At 33.6% G+C, this 16,673-nt stretch carries 19 protein-coding genes; 12 read left to right on the top strand and 7 right to left on the bottom strand.

What is annotated here, in order from left to right:
* The first annotated feature begins 1 nt into the window (after window position 1).
* On the top strand, window positions 2–424 hold the full coding sequence (locus tag A2J09_RS13205) for a hypothetical protein (RefSeq protein WP_036162309.1): 423 nt from the start codon (window positions 2–4) through the stop codon (window positions 422–424).
* Window positions 425–879: 455 nt separating this feature from the next.
* Here the strand turns inward: A2J09_RS13205 and A2J09_RS13195 are convergent, their stop codons facing one another.
* Complete coding sequence (locus A2J09_RS13195) at window positions 880–2,067, bottom strand: site-specific integrase (protein ID WP_012295667.1); 1,188 nt, start codon at window positions 2,065–2,067, stop codon at window positions 880–882.
* Window positions 2,068–2,115: 48 nt separating this feature from the next.
* The gene (locus A2J09_RS13190; protein ID WP_051563299.1) at window positions 2,116–2,928 is read right to left on the bottom strand and encodes a helix-turn-helix domain-containing protein; all 813 of its coding nucleotides are present in this window, start codon (window positions 2,926–2,928) and stop codon (window positions 2,116–2,118) included.
* Window positions 2,929–3,060: 132 nt separating this feature from the next.
* Between A2J09_RS13190 and A2J09_RS13185 the strand changes: the two genes are divergently transcribed.
* The 9 genes from A2J09_RS13185 (at window position 3,061) to A2J09_RS13150 (ending at window position 11,326) form a co-directional block, all read left to right on the top strand.
* Window positions 3,061–3,309 carry a helix-turn-helix domain-containing protein gene (locus A2J09_RS13185; RefSeq protein WP_012295665.1) on the top strand — a complete coding sequence of 83 codons (249 nt, stop codon included), beginning with the start codon at window positions 3,061–3,063 and terminating at the stop codon, window positions 3,307–3,309.
* Complete coding sequence (locus A2J09_RS13180; RefSeq protein WP_012295664.1) at window positions 3,306–3,575, top strand: hypothetical protein; 270 nt, start codon at window positions 3,306–3,308, stop codon at window positions 3,573–3,575. Before A2J09_RS13185 ends, A2J09_RS13180 begins: the two co-directional genes overlap by 4 nt.
* Before the next feature lie 76 nt (window positions 3,576–3,651).
* Window positions 3,652–6,237, top strand: coding sequence for a phage NrS-1 polymerase family protein (locus A2J09_RS13175; RefSeq protein ID WP_012295663.1), 2,586 nt, complete (start codon window positions 3,652–3,654; stop codon window positions 6,235–6,237).
* 344 nt (window positions 6,238–6,581) lie between these two features.
* Complete coding sequence (locus A2J09_RS13170) at window positions 6,582–6,932, top strand: hypothetical protein (RefSeq protein WP_051563297.1); 351 nt, start codon at window positions 6,582–6,584, stop codon at window positions 6,930–6,932.
* Window positions 6,933–6,952: 20 nt separating this feature from the next.
* Window positions 6,953–7,594 (top strand): hypothetical protein, encoded by a 642-nt coding sequence (locus A2J09_RS13165; RefSeq protein WP_012295661.1) that lies wholly within the window; start codon window positions 6,953–6,955, stop codon window positions 7,592–7,594.
* A 4-nt stretch (window positions 7,595–7,598) separates the two neighbouring features.
* Entirely contained in the window at window positions 7,599–7,955 is a 357-nt protein-coding gene (locus A2J09_RS13160; protein ID WP_012295660.1) for an RNA polymerase sigma factor sigma-70 region 4 domain-containing protein, read from the top strand.
* Window positions 7,956–8,521: 566 nt separating this feature from the next.
* Entirely contained in the window at window positions 8,522–10,003 is a 1,482-nt protein-coding gene (locus A2J09_RS24255) for an HK97 family phage prohead protease (protein ID WP_231112966.1), read from the top strand.
* Between the two features lie 116 nt (window positions 10,004–10,119).
* Window positions 10,120–10,296, top strand: coding sequence for a hypothetical protein (locus tag A2J09_RS23775; RefSeq protein WP_012295657.1), 177 nt, complete (start codon window positions 10,120–10,122; stop codon window positions 10,294–10,296).
* Between the two features lie 97 nt (window positions 10,297–10,393).
* Window positions 10,394–11,326, top strand: a complete 933-nt coding sequence (locus A2J09_RS13150) for a hypothetical protein (protein ID WP_012295656.1) — start codon at window positions 10,394–10,396, stop codon at window positions 11,324–11,326.
* 189 nt (window positions 11,327–11,515) lie between these two features.
* Here A2J09_RS13150 and A2J09_RS13145 read toward each other — a convergent pair whose 3' ends face one another.
* From A2J09_RS13145 to A2J09_RS13130, 4 genes are all read right to left on the bottom strand, one after another.
* Window positions 11,516–11,836: a hypothetical protein gene (locus A2J09_RS13145; RefSeq protein ID WP_036162306.1), complete on the bottom strand. Its 321-nt coding sequence runs from the start codon at window positions 11,834–11,836 to the stop codon at window positions 11,516–11,518.
* Between the two features lie 77 nt (window positions 11,837–11,913).
* A complete protein-coding gene (locus tag A2J09_RS13140; protein WP_012295654.1) occupies window positions 11,914–12,729 on the bottom strand; it encodes a hypothetical protein in 816 nt (271 codons plus the stop codon).
* A gap of 295 nt (window positions 12,730–13,024) precedes the next feature.
* Window positions 13,025–13,297, bottom strand: a complete 273-nt coding sequence (locus tag A2J09_RS13135; protein ID WP_012295653.1) for a hypothetical protein — start codon at window positions 13,295–13,297, stop codon at window positions 13,025–13,027.
* A gap of 44 nt (window positions 13,298–13,341) precedes the next feature.
* Window positions 13,342–13,563, bottom strand: a complete 222-nt coding sequence (locus tag A2J09_RS13130; RefSeq protein ID WP_036162304.1) for a helix-turn-helix domain-containing protein — start codon at window positions 13,561–13,563, stop codon at window positions 13,342–13,344.
* A 318-nt stretch (window positions 13,564–13,881) separates the two neighbouring features.
* Here A2J09_RS13130 and A2J09_RS13125 point away from each other — a divergent pair, with 318 nt between their 5' ends.
* Window positions 13,882–14,277, top strand: a complete 396-nt coding sequence (locus A2J09_RS13125; protein ID WP_012295651.1) for a hypothetical protein — start codon at window positions 13,882–13,884, stop codon at window positions 14,275–14,277.
* 201 nt (window positions 14,278–14,478) lie between these two features.
* Window positions 14,479–15,321 carry a hypothetical protein gene (locus A2J09_RS13120; protein WP_012295650.1) on the top strand — a complete coding sequence of 281 codons (843 nt, stop codon included), beginning with the start codon at window positions 14,479–14,481 and terminating at the stop codon, window positions 15,319–15,321.
* Window positions 15,322–15,657: 336 nt separating this feature from the next.
* On the opposite strand, the gene rpsD is transcribed toward A2J09_RS13120, so the two are convergent.
* Window positions 15,658–16,260: a 30S ribosomal protein S4 gene (gene rpsD / locus A2J09_RS13115; RefSeq protein ID WP_008176787.1), complete on the bottom strand. Its 603-nt coding sequence runs from the start codon at window positions 16,258–16,260 to the stop codon at window positions 15,658–15,660.
* Window positions 16,261–16,673 lie beyond the last annotated feature (413 nt).

Here is a 16,673-nt window from a genome sequence, read left to right as displayed (position 1 = left end):
TATGGCAACCTTATACGATAGATCATTTGATGCATCAAAGACAAGTTTAGAAGTTGTTAATATAGAGAGTGATACTGTTTCCAGTAATATTTTGATTAAACTTAATTGTGGTGAACATCATTTAGATTTTAAGTTTTTGGTTTTACGAAGTGACCTTATAATGCTGCATACGCTGATATTAAATAATTGGGACGAATTATTGGAAGCAGAAGTATGGGACTCAACGGATCCATCTTTTTCATTTGCTATTTTAGCGAATAATAGTGATCTAATTGATGAACAGGTTTACCAATTCCAATTTTGGATTGATGCAGGAGAATATAACTCTCATAGAGCTACTCGTTCCGGTATTGGTATTACAATTTATCAAGATAGAAAATCTATTGAAGAATTTGCATTACAGATAAAAAAAGAATTTGATTAGGATTTAAAGCAAAGACCAGGCGCTCAATTGAAAGTGTGTACCTGGTTTTTATTAATTTATTCACTTTTTAATTCAGCCAAGTCATCTAAATCACAGTACTTATTAATGTAACTCTTAGCTGAACTCTTCGCTGAATGTTCCCTTGTTTTATCTCTGTTTTTTTCTCTGTAAGCCTGTGTAGCTCGTTTTGTGCTTCGGAATGAAGATAAATGTACATCTGTCCGTTGATTTTTTTGAAATAAATTAAAGTGACGTTCCCTCATTCGCTCCCCTAAACCCCCAGTAAAAAACGCTAATTATCCAAAGTAAAATACAAAACAAAAACCCCGTAAACACTTGGTATACCAAGGCTACGGGGTTTAAGAATCCGAAGATTTCTATCGTTAAAAAATTAACGAGAGTAGAATACAACTCACCTAGAAAACGCATTAACACCAATGGTTTAAGGTATATATTTAATTTTTAGCCCCAGAATTAGCCCCAATGCTATCACTGAAAATCTGAACTGTTTCTTCTTCAAGTTCTTTTAATACATGGCCATATACTTCATAAATCATTGCTGGCGTATTTCCTAAACGTTCGGCAATCACTTTCACATTGACACCTTTATTTAATAATACGGTACAGTGTGTATGGCGTAATCCATGAAGTGTGATTTCAGGTAGACTTGCTTTTTCTATCACACGTCTAGTCATATAAAGTAATCCAGAATCCGAAATTGGTTCACCTGTTTGATAGGAGACAAATACATAACTCGTATCTTTAATTTTCTTTCCGAAAGCAAAAAGAGTAGCCTTGCACCATGTATGGTACTTTTCTAATTGAGCTAATACAGATTTTTCAACTTTAATCGTACGCAGGCTATTTTTAGTTTTAGGTGTACGAGTTCCTTTTTGATCGCGTGTACGTTCAATAGTAATCGTATTGTTTTTAAAATCGATGTTCTTCCATTGAAGACCACACGCTTCACCTCTACGAATACCTGTATAGGCGATCAATAAAAGGAACGTATAATTTGTAATGTTTTCGGTTTCCTTAGCAGTTTTTAAAAACAGTCCTAATTCTTCAGGAGTTAAATAATTTTCGTCTGCTTTATTGGAGACGTTAGTTGCTTCATCAAATGCGATTTTGGTAAAACGATTTCGAAGTAAAATTTCTTCTTCTACTGCAGCGTTGATAGCAATTTTAAATAAATTGTGGAGCAATCTAACTGTACTTGGCTTGTATGTCTTTTCTAGCTCATTAATATAATGCTTTTGATAGATAGCTTTCGTAAGTTGTTGCAGCTTGAAATGTCCGATTAATGGCTTCATTTGTAAACGGATAGCCATTTCACGTTGTTTACGTGAGGTTATTTTCCATTTCTTTTGATTGGATTCATACCAAATATCTAGCCATTGGCCAACTGTTAGGTTATCATTTTCAATATACTTTGTTTCACCGCGCAGCGTTTGAGCCTTAACTTCCAACAGGGCTTTCAATGCTGCTTTTTCTGTTTTAAAGCCACTTTTTTTCTTTTCTCTCCGTTTATTAGCAGCATCATAATACTTATGGCGATACACCCACAGTTTTTCTTTATTTGCATTGAAATAGTGATATATTTCAGGTTCTTTTACTGATTTATATAACTTCACCTTTATCATTCCTTTCAGTTGCTGGCGAGCGCGTGTACAGGAAAAGGTGAGTGTTATTTAATCTTCATCATTGTTTAAGAGTGTAATGAGCTCTATAGACTTAATTAATCTTTGCTTCTCCTCATTAGTTAATTTTCTTCCCCTAAAATTTAATAGTTCTGAATTAAGGTTTAAAAGTTTTTCAATATCAAAAAAAGTTTCTTCTGCTTTTTCAAAAGGTATATATTGTGTCCGGGTGATACCGTCTTCTGTACTGCTTTGATAAGCTGGTAATGCAAAAGTAATCTTATGTGTAATATCTCCGCCAGATTCCTCAAATTCTTTTACTAAAGGATTCATGAATACTTTTTCGTCATCATTTTTACCTGATACAACAGAAGTTTGATGACCTTCAGGCATCCAGTTAGGCTCATAATTCTTTAAATCTTTTAACGCCATACTTAGTAACTGATTTTTTATGTTATTTTTAATTTCTTCAGTTGTTACGAAGAAATTAAATAAATACTCACCACCTGATTTACTATCTTCCGTTTCGAAATAAGAGGAGTACATTTCGAGTAATTCGTTATAGTTTTTACACTTTAAACTTTCGTTTTTTAGATCTTTTATTAGTTGTAGCTGGCTAGCATTAAAAGAATCGACTGTAAAACCTGTGTCAATATCTGCTAATAAATTAAGGTATCCAAAAGATACATCTAATTCATATGCAATTTTATAAAGTATTTCAAATGAAGGATTCTTATTTTTATTTTTTTCCAATTGTGAGAGGTAGGGGTGTGAAATACCAATCCTCTTTGCTGCTTCCCTTAATGTAAGTTTCTTTTCCTTTCTTGCATTGCTGATAACTTCTCCAAAAGTTTCTGCTATCATTGTTCCACCTCGCTGATTTAGCTTTTCTTTATCATATATGCCATTTGGTTGTTGGTCAATAACAAATGACTTGACTTTGGTAGCTAGCAACCTTAAAATGTGATTTATAGATAAATTGTGAGGTGAAAAATAATGTTCGAATTTGAATTGAAAAACAATAATGATACCAAACTTCAAATTGCTTTAAAAGGTGAAACATTGCGTAGTTTTTCAAGTTGTATAGGTGTTTCTCATGCATTCTTATCACAGGTTTTAAACAAAAGAAGAAAACCGTCTGCAATCGTTGCTGGTAAAATAGCTAAGGGATTAGGAAAAGAAATAGATGAAATTTTTTTAGTGCGATTGGTAGATAGCAACCGAAAGAGTGGTGCTGTGAAATGATTCCTGCAAACATTGAGGTGAATATTGATAAACAAGCCATTCAACAATACATAAAGATGCGGCTTGATGAAGAAGTTAGAGAAATTTTTTTCTTAGTGGATTTAAAAAAAATGTCAGAACTTCTGTGTATGAGCGAACGCTATATTGAAGATGAATTTTTGCGTGATCCGCGTGTTAAGGTACTGGAGGTAAGACGCAGAAAGAAGAGGTGGTGGAAGTATAAGCCACTGATTCAAGTGATAGATGAAATAGTTTCAGAATGGTAAAAATACACAACTTGGCGAGCGTGTGTACAGGGGGTAATTCCCAACGTGATGTGGCTTTGAAAGAAGGTGACAATGAATGTTGCAGAGCCAACAAATTTTTGAAATAGAACAAACTGAATTTACACTTTCACAACTGAAAACAGATTCTTATAATGACATTCCAATTGAGCTCCAACAGCTTAACAATTGGATCGTATGGAGATTAGAGTCACGTGATGGCAAAAATACTAAGATACCTTATAACGTGAATGGCGGTGAAGCACGTTCAAACGACGCTAATACATGGAGTTCTTTTGTAGATGCAGTAACAGCAGCAAGGACAGGTAGATATAATGGCATAGGTTTTATGTTTACACAGAATGATGAATACATCGGAATTGATATTGATAATTGCTACGAAAACGGAGTATTCAATGAGGTAGCAACTAGTGTAATAGATTCACTAGATTCATATACAGAGTTTTCACCCAGTAAAACTGGAGTTCATTTAATTGTGAAAGGTAAGATGCCTGATTGGGTAAGTGGTACAGGTAAAAAGAGCTCGAAATACGGTATAGAAATTTATTCGTATGGCCGTTATTTTACCTTCACAGGAGATAGAGAAAACGGAAATGAGATTCAAGAACGAACGGATGAAGTAGCCAAACTTTTAGAAACTTATTTTACTCGTGATGAAATGGCTGCATTTGCAAATGTAATCATTCCACAAGGTGTAGCAAACAAGGAAGAGGATTCTGTAACATGGCAGCGTATGTTTAATTCAAAACAAGGTGAAAAAATACAAGCAATGTATCGTGGAGAATTAATTATTGATAATGATCATTCGTCAACGGATTTGTCACTGTGTAATTATCTTGCTTTTTGGTGTAATAAAGATTTTTGGAAAATGGATCGGATGTTTAGACAGTCAGGTTTGATGCGTGATAAATGGGACGAGCGTAGAGGTGAATTATTATATGGTGAAATAACACTAATAAAAGCTATTTCTACTAAAAAGGAAACCGTTTCAGAATATGCAAACAAGAATGAATTACTGGCACAAGAAATTGATTCATTGATTTTCCCAAAAGGTTATATTTCTAAAAATGGCTGCTTGTATAACATCCTTGAGAAGAAAGATCGAAATGGTGAAGTGGAAGAAATCGAAATATTAATATGCCGTCAAACACCGATTATCACTCGATCATTCATGAATGTAGAATTTTCACAGTTATATCATGAACTAGCTTGGTCTGATAAGGGCAGGGGATATAAAGAAGTTATACCCGCTGGAGACCTTGCTATAAAAAAGGAATTATTGAAGCTTTCATATAAATCATTGGCTGTTACAGATAACAATGCCAAACACTTAATTACTTACTTCGATAGATTGAACATGGTGAATCATTTAGACCATGAGCACCTGGTAGAGAGGCTTGGCCATATAAAAAATACTTTTGTACATCCATTAAAAGCTGATAATGTAACAATTTTACCGCCTGATATTGGTGAAAAGCAATTATTAGAAGCCTTTCAATCATCGGGTACAAGTAATGAATGGATTGAAAACGTGTTTAAGCCCATTAAGAAACATCCAAAAGCTTTGTTAATGGTATTAGCGTCATTTACGTCAATCTTACTTCAAGATTTGAAAATGAAGCCATTCATTATTGATTTATCGGGTGTGACATCTCAGGGTAAGACAACGGTTTTAAGGGCTTGTGCAAGTGTATGGGGTACTGAGCATTTAGTATCAGAATGGAGTTTGACCAAAGTGGCAGCAGAGAGGAAAGCGTCATTTTTAAATAGTTTCCCTATTATTCTTGATGATACTAGAAAAGCAGATGAAAAGCAGTTACAGGGCTTTATATATGCTTTTAGTGGTGGTAGATCAAAAGGGCGTGGTTCAATCAGTGGATCTCAACGTGAATTTACATGGGGGAATCTATTGCTATCGACAGGAGAGGATTCGCTAAACGATTACGCTGAACGTGCTGGCGGTGTAGCTGCCAGGATATTGCCCATTACAGGCTTACCATTCGAAGGTGAGAATTATCAGTTTTTCAGCAATTTATATAATGCTATTGAAAACTACTACGGTTCAATAGGTTTAGAATTTGTAAGTCATTGGAATGAAAAGAAAAATACTGTGCTTCAATACTTTAGTGAATATAACGACATATTTCAAAAGAAATCCCAAGGCAATGAGGTTATAAGTAGAATTGCAAGATATTATGCTGCAATTGTTTATACAGGTAGATTATTAAATGAGTTTTTTAATTTGGAAATTGACTTGTTTCAGCTTTATCGTTTGTTTGATGAGTTAAATGCCGAAAATAAAGCTGTAGATAAACCTATGCAGTTGTTGGAGGCGATATTATCTGATTTAGATGCGGATAGAGGGGCTGTATATGGCGAATATCTGCCACACAGTGTGACGAAGGCAGTATATAAGAATGGTACCATTTATCTTTTGCCAAGTTACTTAAAGGATTTTCTTAAGTCGGAACAAAACACTATTCGTAATGAATGGCTTCGTAGAGGTATTTGCATTGAGAGTATTAATAATGGCAGTGTGGTTGACTATCAACAAATTAAACATAAGGGGAGGAAATTTAGAGGTGTAGCAATTCAACCGAAAATTATTGAAGAGTTAGGCTTTAATTTTGAGGAAAAGGGTTAGCTGTACCATGAGTACCACATTAGAAAGAATTAATATTATTTTTGGTACTCTTTTAAAACCCCTGATATCAAGGCTTATACAGTATTAGTACCAAAAGTACCAAGAGTACCAAGAAAAATATATATGATGAGAGAAAAAGTAGTTTAGCTATTTTGTACGTGTTTATATATATCCTATTTTCTTTTTGGTACTAGGTACTTTTGGTACTGTTAGCTATGAAGTGTTGGCATATAAGGGTTTATAAGGTACCAAATAAGGTACCACATAGCATATAAAGTATGGAAGGGTACCAAGACATGTCCAAATTGAATTAAAAAGTAACATATATTGTGGAGGGAATTGTCATGATATTAGCAAAGTTTGAAATAGATGTTTTATCAAGTTATTGGAAGAATTACAAAGCAAATAAGCACCGTATGAAACAACGTGAACACGAATATGGAAATAGCGGTCTCGACTCTTCAGAAGACATATTTTTGCAAAGAATTTCTATTATTACAAATGCAATTGAGTCAATTTACAAAGAAGTAGATGAGGACTTAAAAACAATTATCGATATGAGATATTGGTTCAAAGATGGACTAGCTAGTGATTGGGAAGTGATCGCAGATCGGCTTTTCATTTCTCGAAACAAAGTATTGAAATTGCATAATTGGTTGATTTATAAAACAGCTAAACGTGTTGGTTGGGCTTAATTGAGAGGATGGTGTGTTGCATGAATCAAACCATTATTTCGGAAGCTTTCGGTGAACAATTAGCACTCATTACAGCTGACACACCCTATGAGATTGAAAGTAATTCAGATACTTTCATTTCAGAACTAGAACATAAAGTAAGAAAGTTTATGTATTCGTTGTGGATGGATGCCCAAGCTAATAAGCTAGCAAACTATTTAGAGAAGAAACAAGCAGCACACTTTGCCCAGTTGTACGAATTTAGTTATGGCATTTCTTCTTGTGATAACGATGATCCTTTTTCAAATAGAACAGATACACTTGCCTTAATGATTATCGATGAGAAGGCTGCGTATAAGAAACGTATAGAACGTATTAGGCTTCAATATAAGCGTTTCAATGAGATATGTGAATTAATAAGTGTGGAAGATAGTGAGTTGTTTATACATTATTTTGAGCAGTCTCAGAAGGTAGACTACGAAACTTTAAGGAATACTGTTATTAGAAATCTAACAATGATCAGTGAACGTTATTGGCATGATGAACAAATAGCAGAAGAAAAGACAAAAGAAGTTAGCGCAACTATAGATGGAGAAGCACCAAAGATAGTACCAAGACCAGATATGAGTAAGCGTATGAAGCGTCAAGAGAAGTTAAGAAAACTCTTTGCGAAGGGAAGATAGGTTAATGGCGAACGAAGTGGATGAGGATTTCAGTATACAGGTTCGAATGATTGGCGATATTTATAATCTTATGAATAGAATTGAATACTATGAATCAGCAGCTAATAACGAATCATACGAACAAAAGAAACGTGAAGTAGCTACAAAACAATTGGGATTCCTTCAACAAGACTTAGAAGGTTACAAAATGTTTATGAGAAATAGTAATTCGAGAATGACTAAAATTGTTTATTACAAATACATTGAAGGGTTCACATTAGAAGAAGTTGCCGAACAAATAGGTATGCATCCGAATAATGTTAGAGCAATTCATCCAAAGTTTTCAAGATACTTAAAAAGTGAGGGATTGAATTATGAATGAAATACGTTGTACGAAATGTGGAAAGCTATTACTTAAAGCTGCTAAAGAACATGAAGCTGGAACACCGCTAAGTCAATGTGATTTAGAAATACAATGCACGCGCTGTAAAGCAATCAACCGTTACAAAGCTAAATAACATTAGAAGCTCACGAAGCTCATTACATTCCAGCAATGGTGTGTGGTGGGCTTTTATTTTTTTGTCACACTTGGTTGGTAGCCCCCCTACCAAATTAATTTTTTGTCCATTTTCCTGTAGACCGTATGAGCATGTAATTGCGCGCCTCAAAATTAATTTTTGAAAAAATTTTAGTGTGACAAAGTCTGTAAGCAATATATAACCCTGGTTTCATGCTACTTACAGGGTCTGTGCCATTTTGTCACATCTTGTCACAGTACACCATTGTGACAAAGTATGTCCTCATGCTGAAAGGAGGTGAAGTTGAATGTGGCTAATTATTTTCGATTCAATTCATTAACACTTAATCGAAGGGTAAAAATATCTATTGTTCAGTACAAAAGAGAAAGATTCAAGTTAAAAAATAATCAAATAAGAAGTAGGTGCTTATGTGAAAGTAAACGAAAGACGAGCAATGAAAAATGTACAAATTACAACTCGATCTAAAAAAGAGGGAAATGGGAATGTTGCGGTAGGTTATGCGGCTGTATTTAATTCCCCTACAGATATAGGAGATATGTTTAAAGAGGTAATTGCGCCAGGAGCGTTTAAACGGGCATTAGCTACAGGAAATGACGTGTGCTGCTTGATGAATCATAACTGGGAGAAAATTTTAGGCCGCACGAAATCAGGGACATTGAAGTTAGAAGAAGATCAGCATGGATTGAAATTTGAAGTGGATCTCCCTAACACAACAGATGGGACTGATTTAATTGCATTGATGGAGCGTGGTGACATTTCTCAATGTTCTTTTGGTTTTAGAATTGTGGACGAGTCTTGGGATCATTCAGTAGTTCCTTCATTACGAACAATCCATGAAGTAGAACTATATGAAGTATCGATTGTAACGATACCAGCTTATGAAGATACGGAAGTTAGTTTGACACGAAGTGCAGAAAATGTGGAATACACAGGAGGAAATTATCTAATGAGAAAAATGGTACAACAAAATAATGAAACACGCAAAAAATTTGGTAACTATTTAGCGGGGAAAATTCTTTCAGATGAACTTCGCTCGCTAGGAATTGATTTTAAAAACGGAAAAGTATTAGTTCCTACGGTTATTGCAAATGAAATTATTGGCTATACAGAACAGGAAAACTTGTTACGTAAATTTGGTACAGTCGTACCTTTAGACGAACAATTACAGTATCCGGTTTTAATAGATAGCTCAGATGTGCAAGTACATGTAAATGCTATTGAACGTACAGAAACAATCCCTGTCAACTCGATCGGCTTGAAGGCAGAAATATTAAATCCAGTTGAATTTGACTCGTTATCTCGAATTAAAAAACGTTTATTAAAAATGAATGTGAATGTTGCAGATTTAATTTTAAACGTCATGAAGAAAGAATATGTGAAGAAGGAAATTAATTTTATGTTTAACGGTACCGGTGCAGCATATAACGAAGGATCTTTGTATAATCGAGCTGTTGTTTTTACAGGTGAAGGCACTGATAATAATAAAGCTTTACGCGATTTATCAAAAAAACCTTCAACAGCGGTGCGAAACAATGCACGCTGGTTTGTTAACGATGCAGGGCTAGAGTTGGCAGAAACGATTACATTACCGAACGGAGAAGCAGCACTGAAGACATTGGAAAATTCAGAGGCTGGGGTAAAGTATACATTCTTTGGTTATCCATTACATTGTGTGGATGCAGTGAAAGGAACTAATGAAGTCAGTGCTGTCTTCTACTTTGGAGATATGTCGTCATTTGTAATCCAAGACAATTCAACAGGATTAGAGATTGAGATTTCAACAGAAATGTATGCACATCTAAATGAGGTAGGATACAAACTTTATAACTTATTGGACGGAAAATTAATTTATTCGGATCTTGAACCTACAGTATATCGATACGAAATATAATTCTATGTAAAACACTTACTTCGGTAGGTGTTTTTTTATGTCAGATTTGTATGATTGGAAATTTGCTGAGTTTAATTTATAGTTGAATTAAATTTGTGAAAAAGAGAGGGATAGTTATGGCTAAAACAATATTTTTTATAGTTGATGGAGAACTTAAGACGGTTCATCCTCCAAATGGCGTTAGATTGACTGCTGGAATTAATTTTGCTGATGTGATTTCTGGGCGAGAATACAAAGTCTTACTTGTAGAAGATACTGATATACAAGCTAATGTAGTCCTAACTCAAATTTGATAAAAAGTATGATAAGAGTCACATCTAATCAAGTGAGGCTTTTTATTAAACTAATAGGTATTAGTAGTAAATTATATGTTGGGAATGGAGTTAAGAAATGATGGAACAAGTAGAGTTATCGAATCTTGAGATTAGAAATTTACTTCTAGAAACGCTTGCATACGAAGGGGACAATATAGATACAGAAGGTAAGACTTTTAAGATGTATGGATATCAAGGAAGTCAATCTGATTTATTTCGATTATTAAATGGATTGCTAATAGAGAAAGGGATCAGATCTTGTAAAGATACTATGTACGGTTCAGCCTGGGGATGTAGTTCGCATTTATTGTATGAAAATAGTAATATTAATCTTTCTAAAAGTGAAATTCTAAAAGTGTACCAAGAGTTTAATAATCTTATTGTTCAAGGAATAATTTCACCTGGAGCTTATGGAAGCTACGGGACTGAGCTGCCTTTTTTTCACGTAACTAGTTATGGGATGGAATGTATTAAGCAAGCAGATATTTTGCCATATGACCAAGATGGTTATTTGAAAAAGTTGCAAAAAATAAAGGACGTGAACGATTGGGTTGTATTTTATGTAACGGAAGGGTTACGTTGTTTCAATGCAAGTTGTATTAACTCCTCAATGATAAATATTGGGTTGGCTGGCGAAACTATTGCAGAAGAATTAACATCTAGTTTTTTGGACTTTCTGAAAAAAAATGACACTCCATTATCAGTTAGTTTTGAAGCGGAATTGGTGGTATCACGCATCACTATTGCTCAAAAATATACCAAATATATAGAGTATCAAAAAAAGTATTTAAAAAATAATCAAGATGTAGGTTTATCAGCGTTGAAGCCTAAACTGGATAACTCTAGTTCAGAAATCTATGCAACATTTACGCGGTTAACTAGGAATTCAGTTTCTCACCCCAATGATATTATTATGGATAGAATTAAAGTACTTATGTTCTTTTTATCATTTGTAGATTATTGTGAACTTCAATACGATTTTATTAACTATTATAAGCTAAATTCCTAGAGTCCTTATACTTATCTAATTAATAGTGACTAATTTGAATACCCTTATAAAAAGACCACTCAGTGATGGGTGGTCTTGCTTTTGTAGTCCGAATATACTGTGGTAATAGTAAGTATCGTGGGATAATCGCAAAATAATCTTTATATCCTTTGTGAATAGTTATGTGATGCCATCCAGTTGAACAGCTCTTTATATTTGAGATAGGTGCTTTAAAGGAGCTGGCCCTAAATCAATAATTTTTATGATTTGAACATGGGTTACAGTTCCTTTTATTAAATTTATAAGGAATGGATAGACATGTCCAACATAGTCATCTAAAGATTTACACTCAAGATTGGTTTGCATACGAATAAGAAATTTAACTTCACAATCAGTGTAATTTTCTCCGTCAATGATTTTGGTGTTTGATCTTAAGATTTTTATTGTTGCAGAATTATTTTCAACGATAGTATTGTTTTCAATCTTTGAATAACAGGAACGAATAAAGGCAATACCTACTACACCGATCATATAGTTCCTCCTTTAGCTATAATTTAGGTTCTTCATACAAATACAATTCTGTTTAAGTTTCCAATAGTGTTTTAGCTCTAAATTTTTTTATAATGTTTTTTAGAAATGTATATATTTTCTATGTCAAAAATTTTGATAAACGTTTTCCCGTTAGGACTCACTCGAGGTGTTCCGTATACAATTACTGGAACGCCATTATCCCATGAACCAGATTTATAAGGTAAATCACTCCAAATAATATCTGCCACAGTATCATCTAGTAGAATACTAAGGTTGTTGTTTGAGTTAGTATTTAGCCATATTCGTTTATTGGAATTTCTGATATATCCGCAATAAAAGCCTGATATATTATGAATAATCATTTTATCCCAATCGAAGAGTATGTCTTTTAAAGGGAAACTTTTATTATTTACAGTGATATTCAACTTGGTATTATTTAAAGCACCTTCTAAATGTTGATTTAATATATTCCTTAAAGTTTTGCTTTTAGTTGTTTTTTTTGCAGGGTCAAGCGTAAAGGAATTTTTATTGTGTCCTTTTGTTGCACCAACATTCCCTGTTCCTTGCGTTTGAGTAACAGAACTAGATGCTGTGAAAAAATTTGTTTTCTTCAGTTTGATTTCATTTGGATTAACAATTATTTTAGACACTTTATTTTTTCCAGGGCTACTTGATACAGATTTTGATGAACTTTCCTTTGAGCATTTGCCAATATGAGTTGCAGCAAAACAAGGCGGTTTGTTATCAGTGGAAGCTTTTCGAAAACTTGCTTTTCCTTTACATTCAATACACTTTAGATGTTGTCTAAGAAATAATTTTTCTGGTTCTGGTAGTAAATTGAAATCGTAAGAATTATATCTAGTATTATTAAAGGTACACAAAGCTGTATCCATATTTTCCTCCTAGTATGTATAGTGGTATTTCCCCTTTGTTGTAATTTTATTGGAAAAATAAAAAACAGACAATCAAAAAGTAAGTTACCTTTTTGTCCCACCGCAGTGTCCTACCGTTAAAAAGCTGAAATCCATTGGGGGAGTGAGTTTTAAGCGATGAAATTTGAATTTTAATCATTAATTCTTTTAATCTTTTAAAACACGCAATTAATAATTAATATATATAATCAAGCAGCTGCAGAAATGTGGTTGCTTTTTATTTATGGCCAAAAGAAAAACACTTTCAGCAGCACAATCAGCCGAGAGTGTTTTTTTCTTTCAACCATTTTAATAGAAATTCCTCTGTTTCCTTAGCAGGGTAATACCACTTGCCACCAACCTTTGCTTTAGGAAAATTAGGATCGTGGAAGAAATTATCTTGGATTGAGTTCCAACTCATACATGTTCTACGCTTAAGTTCGTTAGAATCCCAAAATAGCAATTCATTTGAATGTTCATTTATTTTTTCTTCTATAGCTTCTTTAAGTAATTCCTCAACAACCATATTATCAATTTGAATTTTAATCATTTTTAATTCTCCAAAGGTATAACTAAATATTACGGACACCCGAATTATTGGGCGTCCTCTTTTTTATTCGGTGTGTATTCGATTAAATCAGAGATGTCGCAATCTAAAGCGATACATAATGCTTCAATAGTATTTAGATCAATTCGTGTTACCTCATTCTTTTGCAAAGCATATAAAGTATTTTTATTTAATCCACTTTTCTCTACTAATTGCGGAACTTTAATTTTTCTTTCAAACATAATTCTATCCAAAGTAATTTTAATCAAAATAATCCCTCCTAATTCAATTATACAATGAAGTTGGTATTTTTTCATAATTACTATTGACTAAATATTAACTAGTATGTACAATGAAGTTAGTAAAAAGTACAATGAAGTTAGTAAAAAGTACAATGAAGTTAGTACAAATCTATTTGATATGACCATCAAAGGTTAGTCGGTGAATGGACTAGAAATAGCTGACATGATGAAAGGGGAGATGAAATGAAAGTAACAGTTAAAGAATGGTGTGTTATGTCTGACCACAATAAACAATTACTTTTAAAGGCAGTAGCAAACAAATAAAACATATATAGAAGGGAAATCATGAATATGCAACAACAAAAACAAAACGTATTGGAAAAAGCAGTACTAGAAAGTAATAACAATGTTTATTGTTTATCTGCACAAATAGTTCAATTAAGAGTTGTACAACAGGCAACATCTCATTTAATGGATAAAATTGATGAAATCACTTATAAAGGTTGGCATGAGAACAGTGGAATGGCGTATGCATCCATTTTAGAAATTCAAGATACATTACGATTAATTGATATGGCCTTTAATCCATTGTTTAAGGAGATGTCGGAAGAAGTCAAAACCCTAAATATTCATACACAAGAATTGTATGAGACAGTGATTAAAAGTGAATCAGAGCAATCAAATATAAGTAATATCCACAAAGGTGAAACTCAAAGTATTTCAGAGGAGGTCTTCCAATAAGAAAGTTATCAAAGGAATGTATTCATAGAAGATATGTTAAATAGAGTATTAAGGTACCTTATGAAATTATAGGGTGCCTTAGTTTTTTTGAGTGATAGAACTTTGATACAGGAATATTTAAACTAGTATTATCCTAAATTGTGGTATAATTTTCGAAAAGCCTATGTTAAATGTCACAAATTGAGAGGATACTACAAACAAATGACCGATATTCAAAAAATGGTTGAAGAATATGTTGAATCGCAATGCGACGCAGAAACAAAAGTCATTTCTTCAAAGCCAGAACAAAAATATAATGATTTAGGTTATGAAGTTACCATATGGAATGTTAAAACTGATAAAGAAGGTGCTTGGTGGGTAGCTCAAGGTGACTTACCCATGAATTTATATTCCCAAGATGGTCACTACTTTGGGACTGACGAAGCATATTCTTTTCATATTGGAATTATGTTAAGAATGATGGATGCTGAAATAAACAAACCAGAGAGGTTTGTAGAATATATTTCTAATGGAAATGAATTATCTGTAAGTCTAAGTAGAAAACTAATTTTGGCTAGAGAAAAGTTGGAATCGGCCATTGAAATTGAAGAGATTCAAGCAATTGGTGTAATGTGTAGAGAAACATTAATTGAATTAATTGGCAACATTTTTGATCCGACATTTCTTGAAGAAGGACAAGAACCTTTTAAAAAGTCAGATGTTAAAAATCAGGGACAAGTTGTTATTAATAAATTTCTTTCAGGTTCAGAGAATGCTGAGTTGCGAAAACACATAAAAAATTTATTGAATGGTGCTTGGGATTATGCAAATATAATTACCCATTCTTCATCCCGCACTATACAGGAAGCGTCAGTATGTCTTACTATGACGGCAGCAGTTGTATCTTCTTTTGAGGACTTATTGGACAAGTTTTACGATCCAATAGCAGGTTTAAAGTGTGAAAAATGTGGAAGTAAAAAACTATTGGTTGCCGAGAATGACGAAACAACAGATTTATTAATTATATGCGAAAATTGTAGTTATGGGTTTCTAAAAAAAGATTAATTTGATAGATTGCTTGATAGTTCAAAAACAGGAAATAAAATATTGTAAGAAGCCTTGATTTATAAGGCTTTTTCTTTTTACACACTTCTTAGTTTCATAAAAAGTGCTCTTTAAAAAAAGATTGAAGCAATTAGCCCCAATCTGTGATAACTCACCTATGCCTGTACACACGCTCGCCGTATTTTTATTAGCCCCAATTTAGCCCCAATGCTAGCCCCATAATAACGATATTTAATGCATTATTGTGCATCGTCAATAAAAAGCAAAAACCCTAGAAAACCTTGATATAAAAGGCTTTCTAGGGTTTTCTAAACTACTCTTTGCAGAGTAATTTAATTAACGAGAGTAGTACTCTACGATGAATGATTCGTTGATTTCAGCTGATAACTCAGAACGCTCTGGAAGGCGAGTGAATGTACCTTCTTTTTTGTCAGCGTCAAAAGTTAAGTAGTCAGGTACGAAGTTGTTTACTTCGATTGCTTCTCCAACAACAGCAAGGTTTTGAGATTTTTCGCGAAGAGAAATCGTTTGACCTGGTTTTACGCTGAATGATGGGATATCAACGCGTTTGCCATCTACTAAGATGTGACCGTGGTTTACTAATTGACGAGCTCCACGACGAGTACGAGCTAAACCTAAACGGTAAACTAAGTTGTCAAGGCGAGTTTCAAGAAGGATCATGAAGTTTTCACCGTGTACACCTTTCATTTTACCAGCGCGGTTAAACAATGTACGGAATTGACGTTCGTTCATGCCGTACATGTGACGAAGTTTTTGCTTCTCTTGAAGTTGTAAACCGTATTCTGATAATTTTTTACGTTGGTTTGGACCGTGTTGTCCTGGTGCGTAAGGACGTTTTTCGATTTCTTTACCTGTACCGCTTAGTGAGATACCAAGACGACGTGATAATTTCCAAGATGGACCTGTATAACGAGACATATTGTTGTCTCCTCCTTTAAATTTGGTTTTTTTGTTGTAAAACAAAAACCAGTAGTACCCATTCTTACACGCATTTTATTTTCATGTATTTTCGCCTATGCAGCCGTTAGGTTACACAATACACCATCTATTTTTAAAAGTTGACTATCTAATTAGTTGTACAGAAGAAAATAGAGGAATAAAATACAATATAAGCTTATACCACTGCTGCGTTCATTTTACACAACCTCCATTGTAACTGCTTAGGACATGTACGTCAATTAATAGTATTTAAAATTTTATTACAGGTATATAGTAGAAAATTCTCACTGTCCATTCCTGATGTGTTAGAAATAGTTAAAGATGCGCTGTAAAATCTAAAATGTAAAAGTAAGGGAGAATTTACATAGTCAAAATGACACAAATTATGTATA

The sequence above is a fragment of the Lysinibacillus sphaericus genome, from assembly GCF_001629735.1.
Lineage (GTDB): Bacteria > Bacillota > Bacilli > Bacillales_A > Planococcaceae > Lysinibacillus > Lysinibacillus pinottii.
Note: the sequence above shows the minus strand (reverse complement) of the source record. Positions and strands in the feature narration are given on the sequence as shown.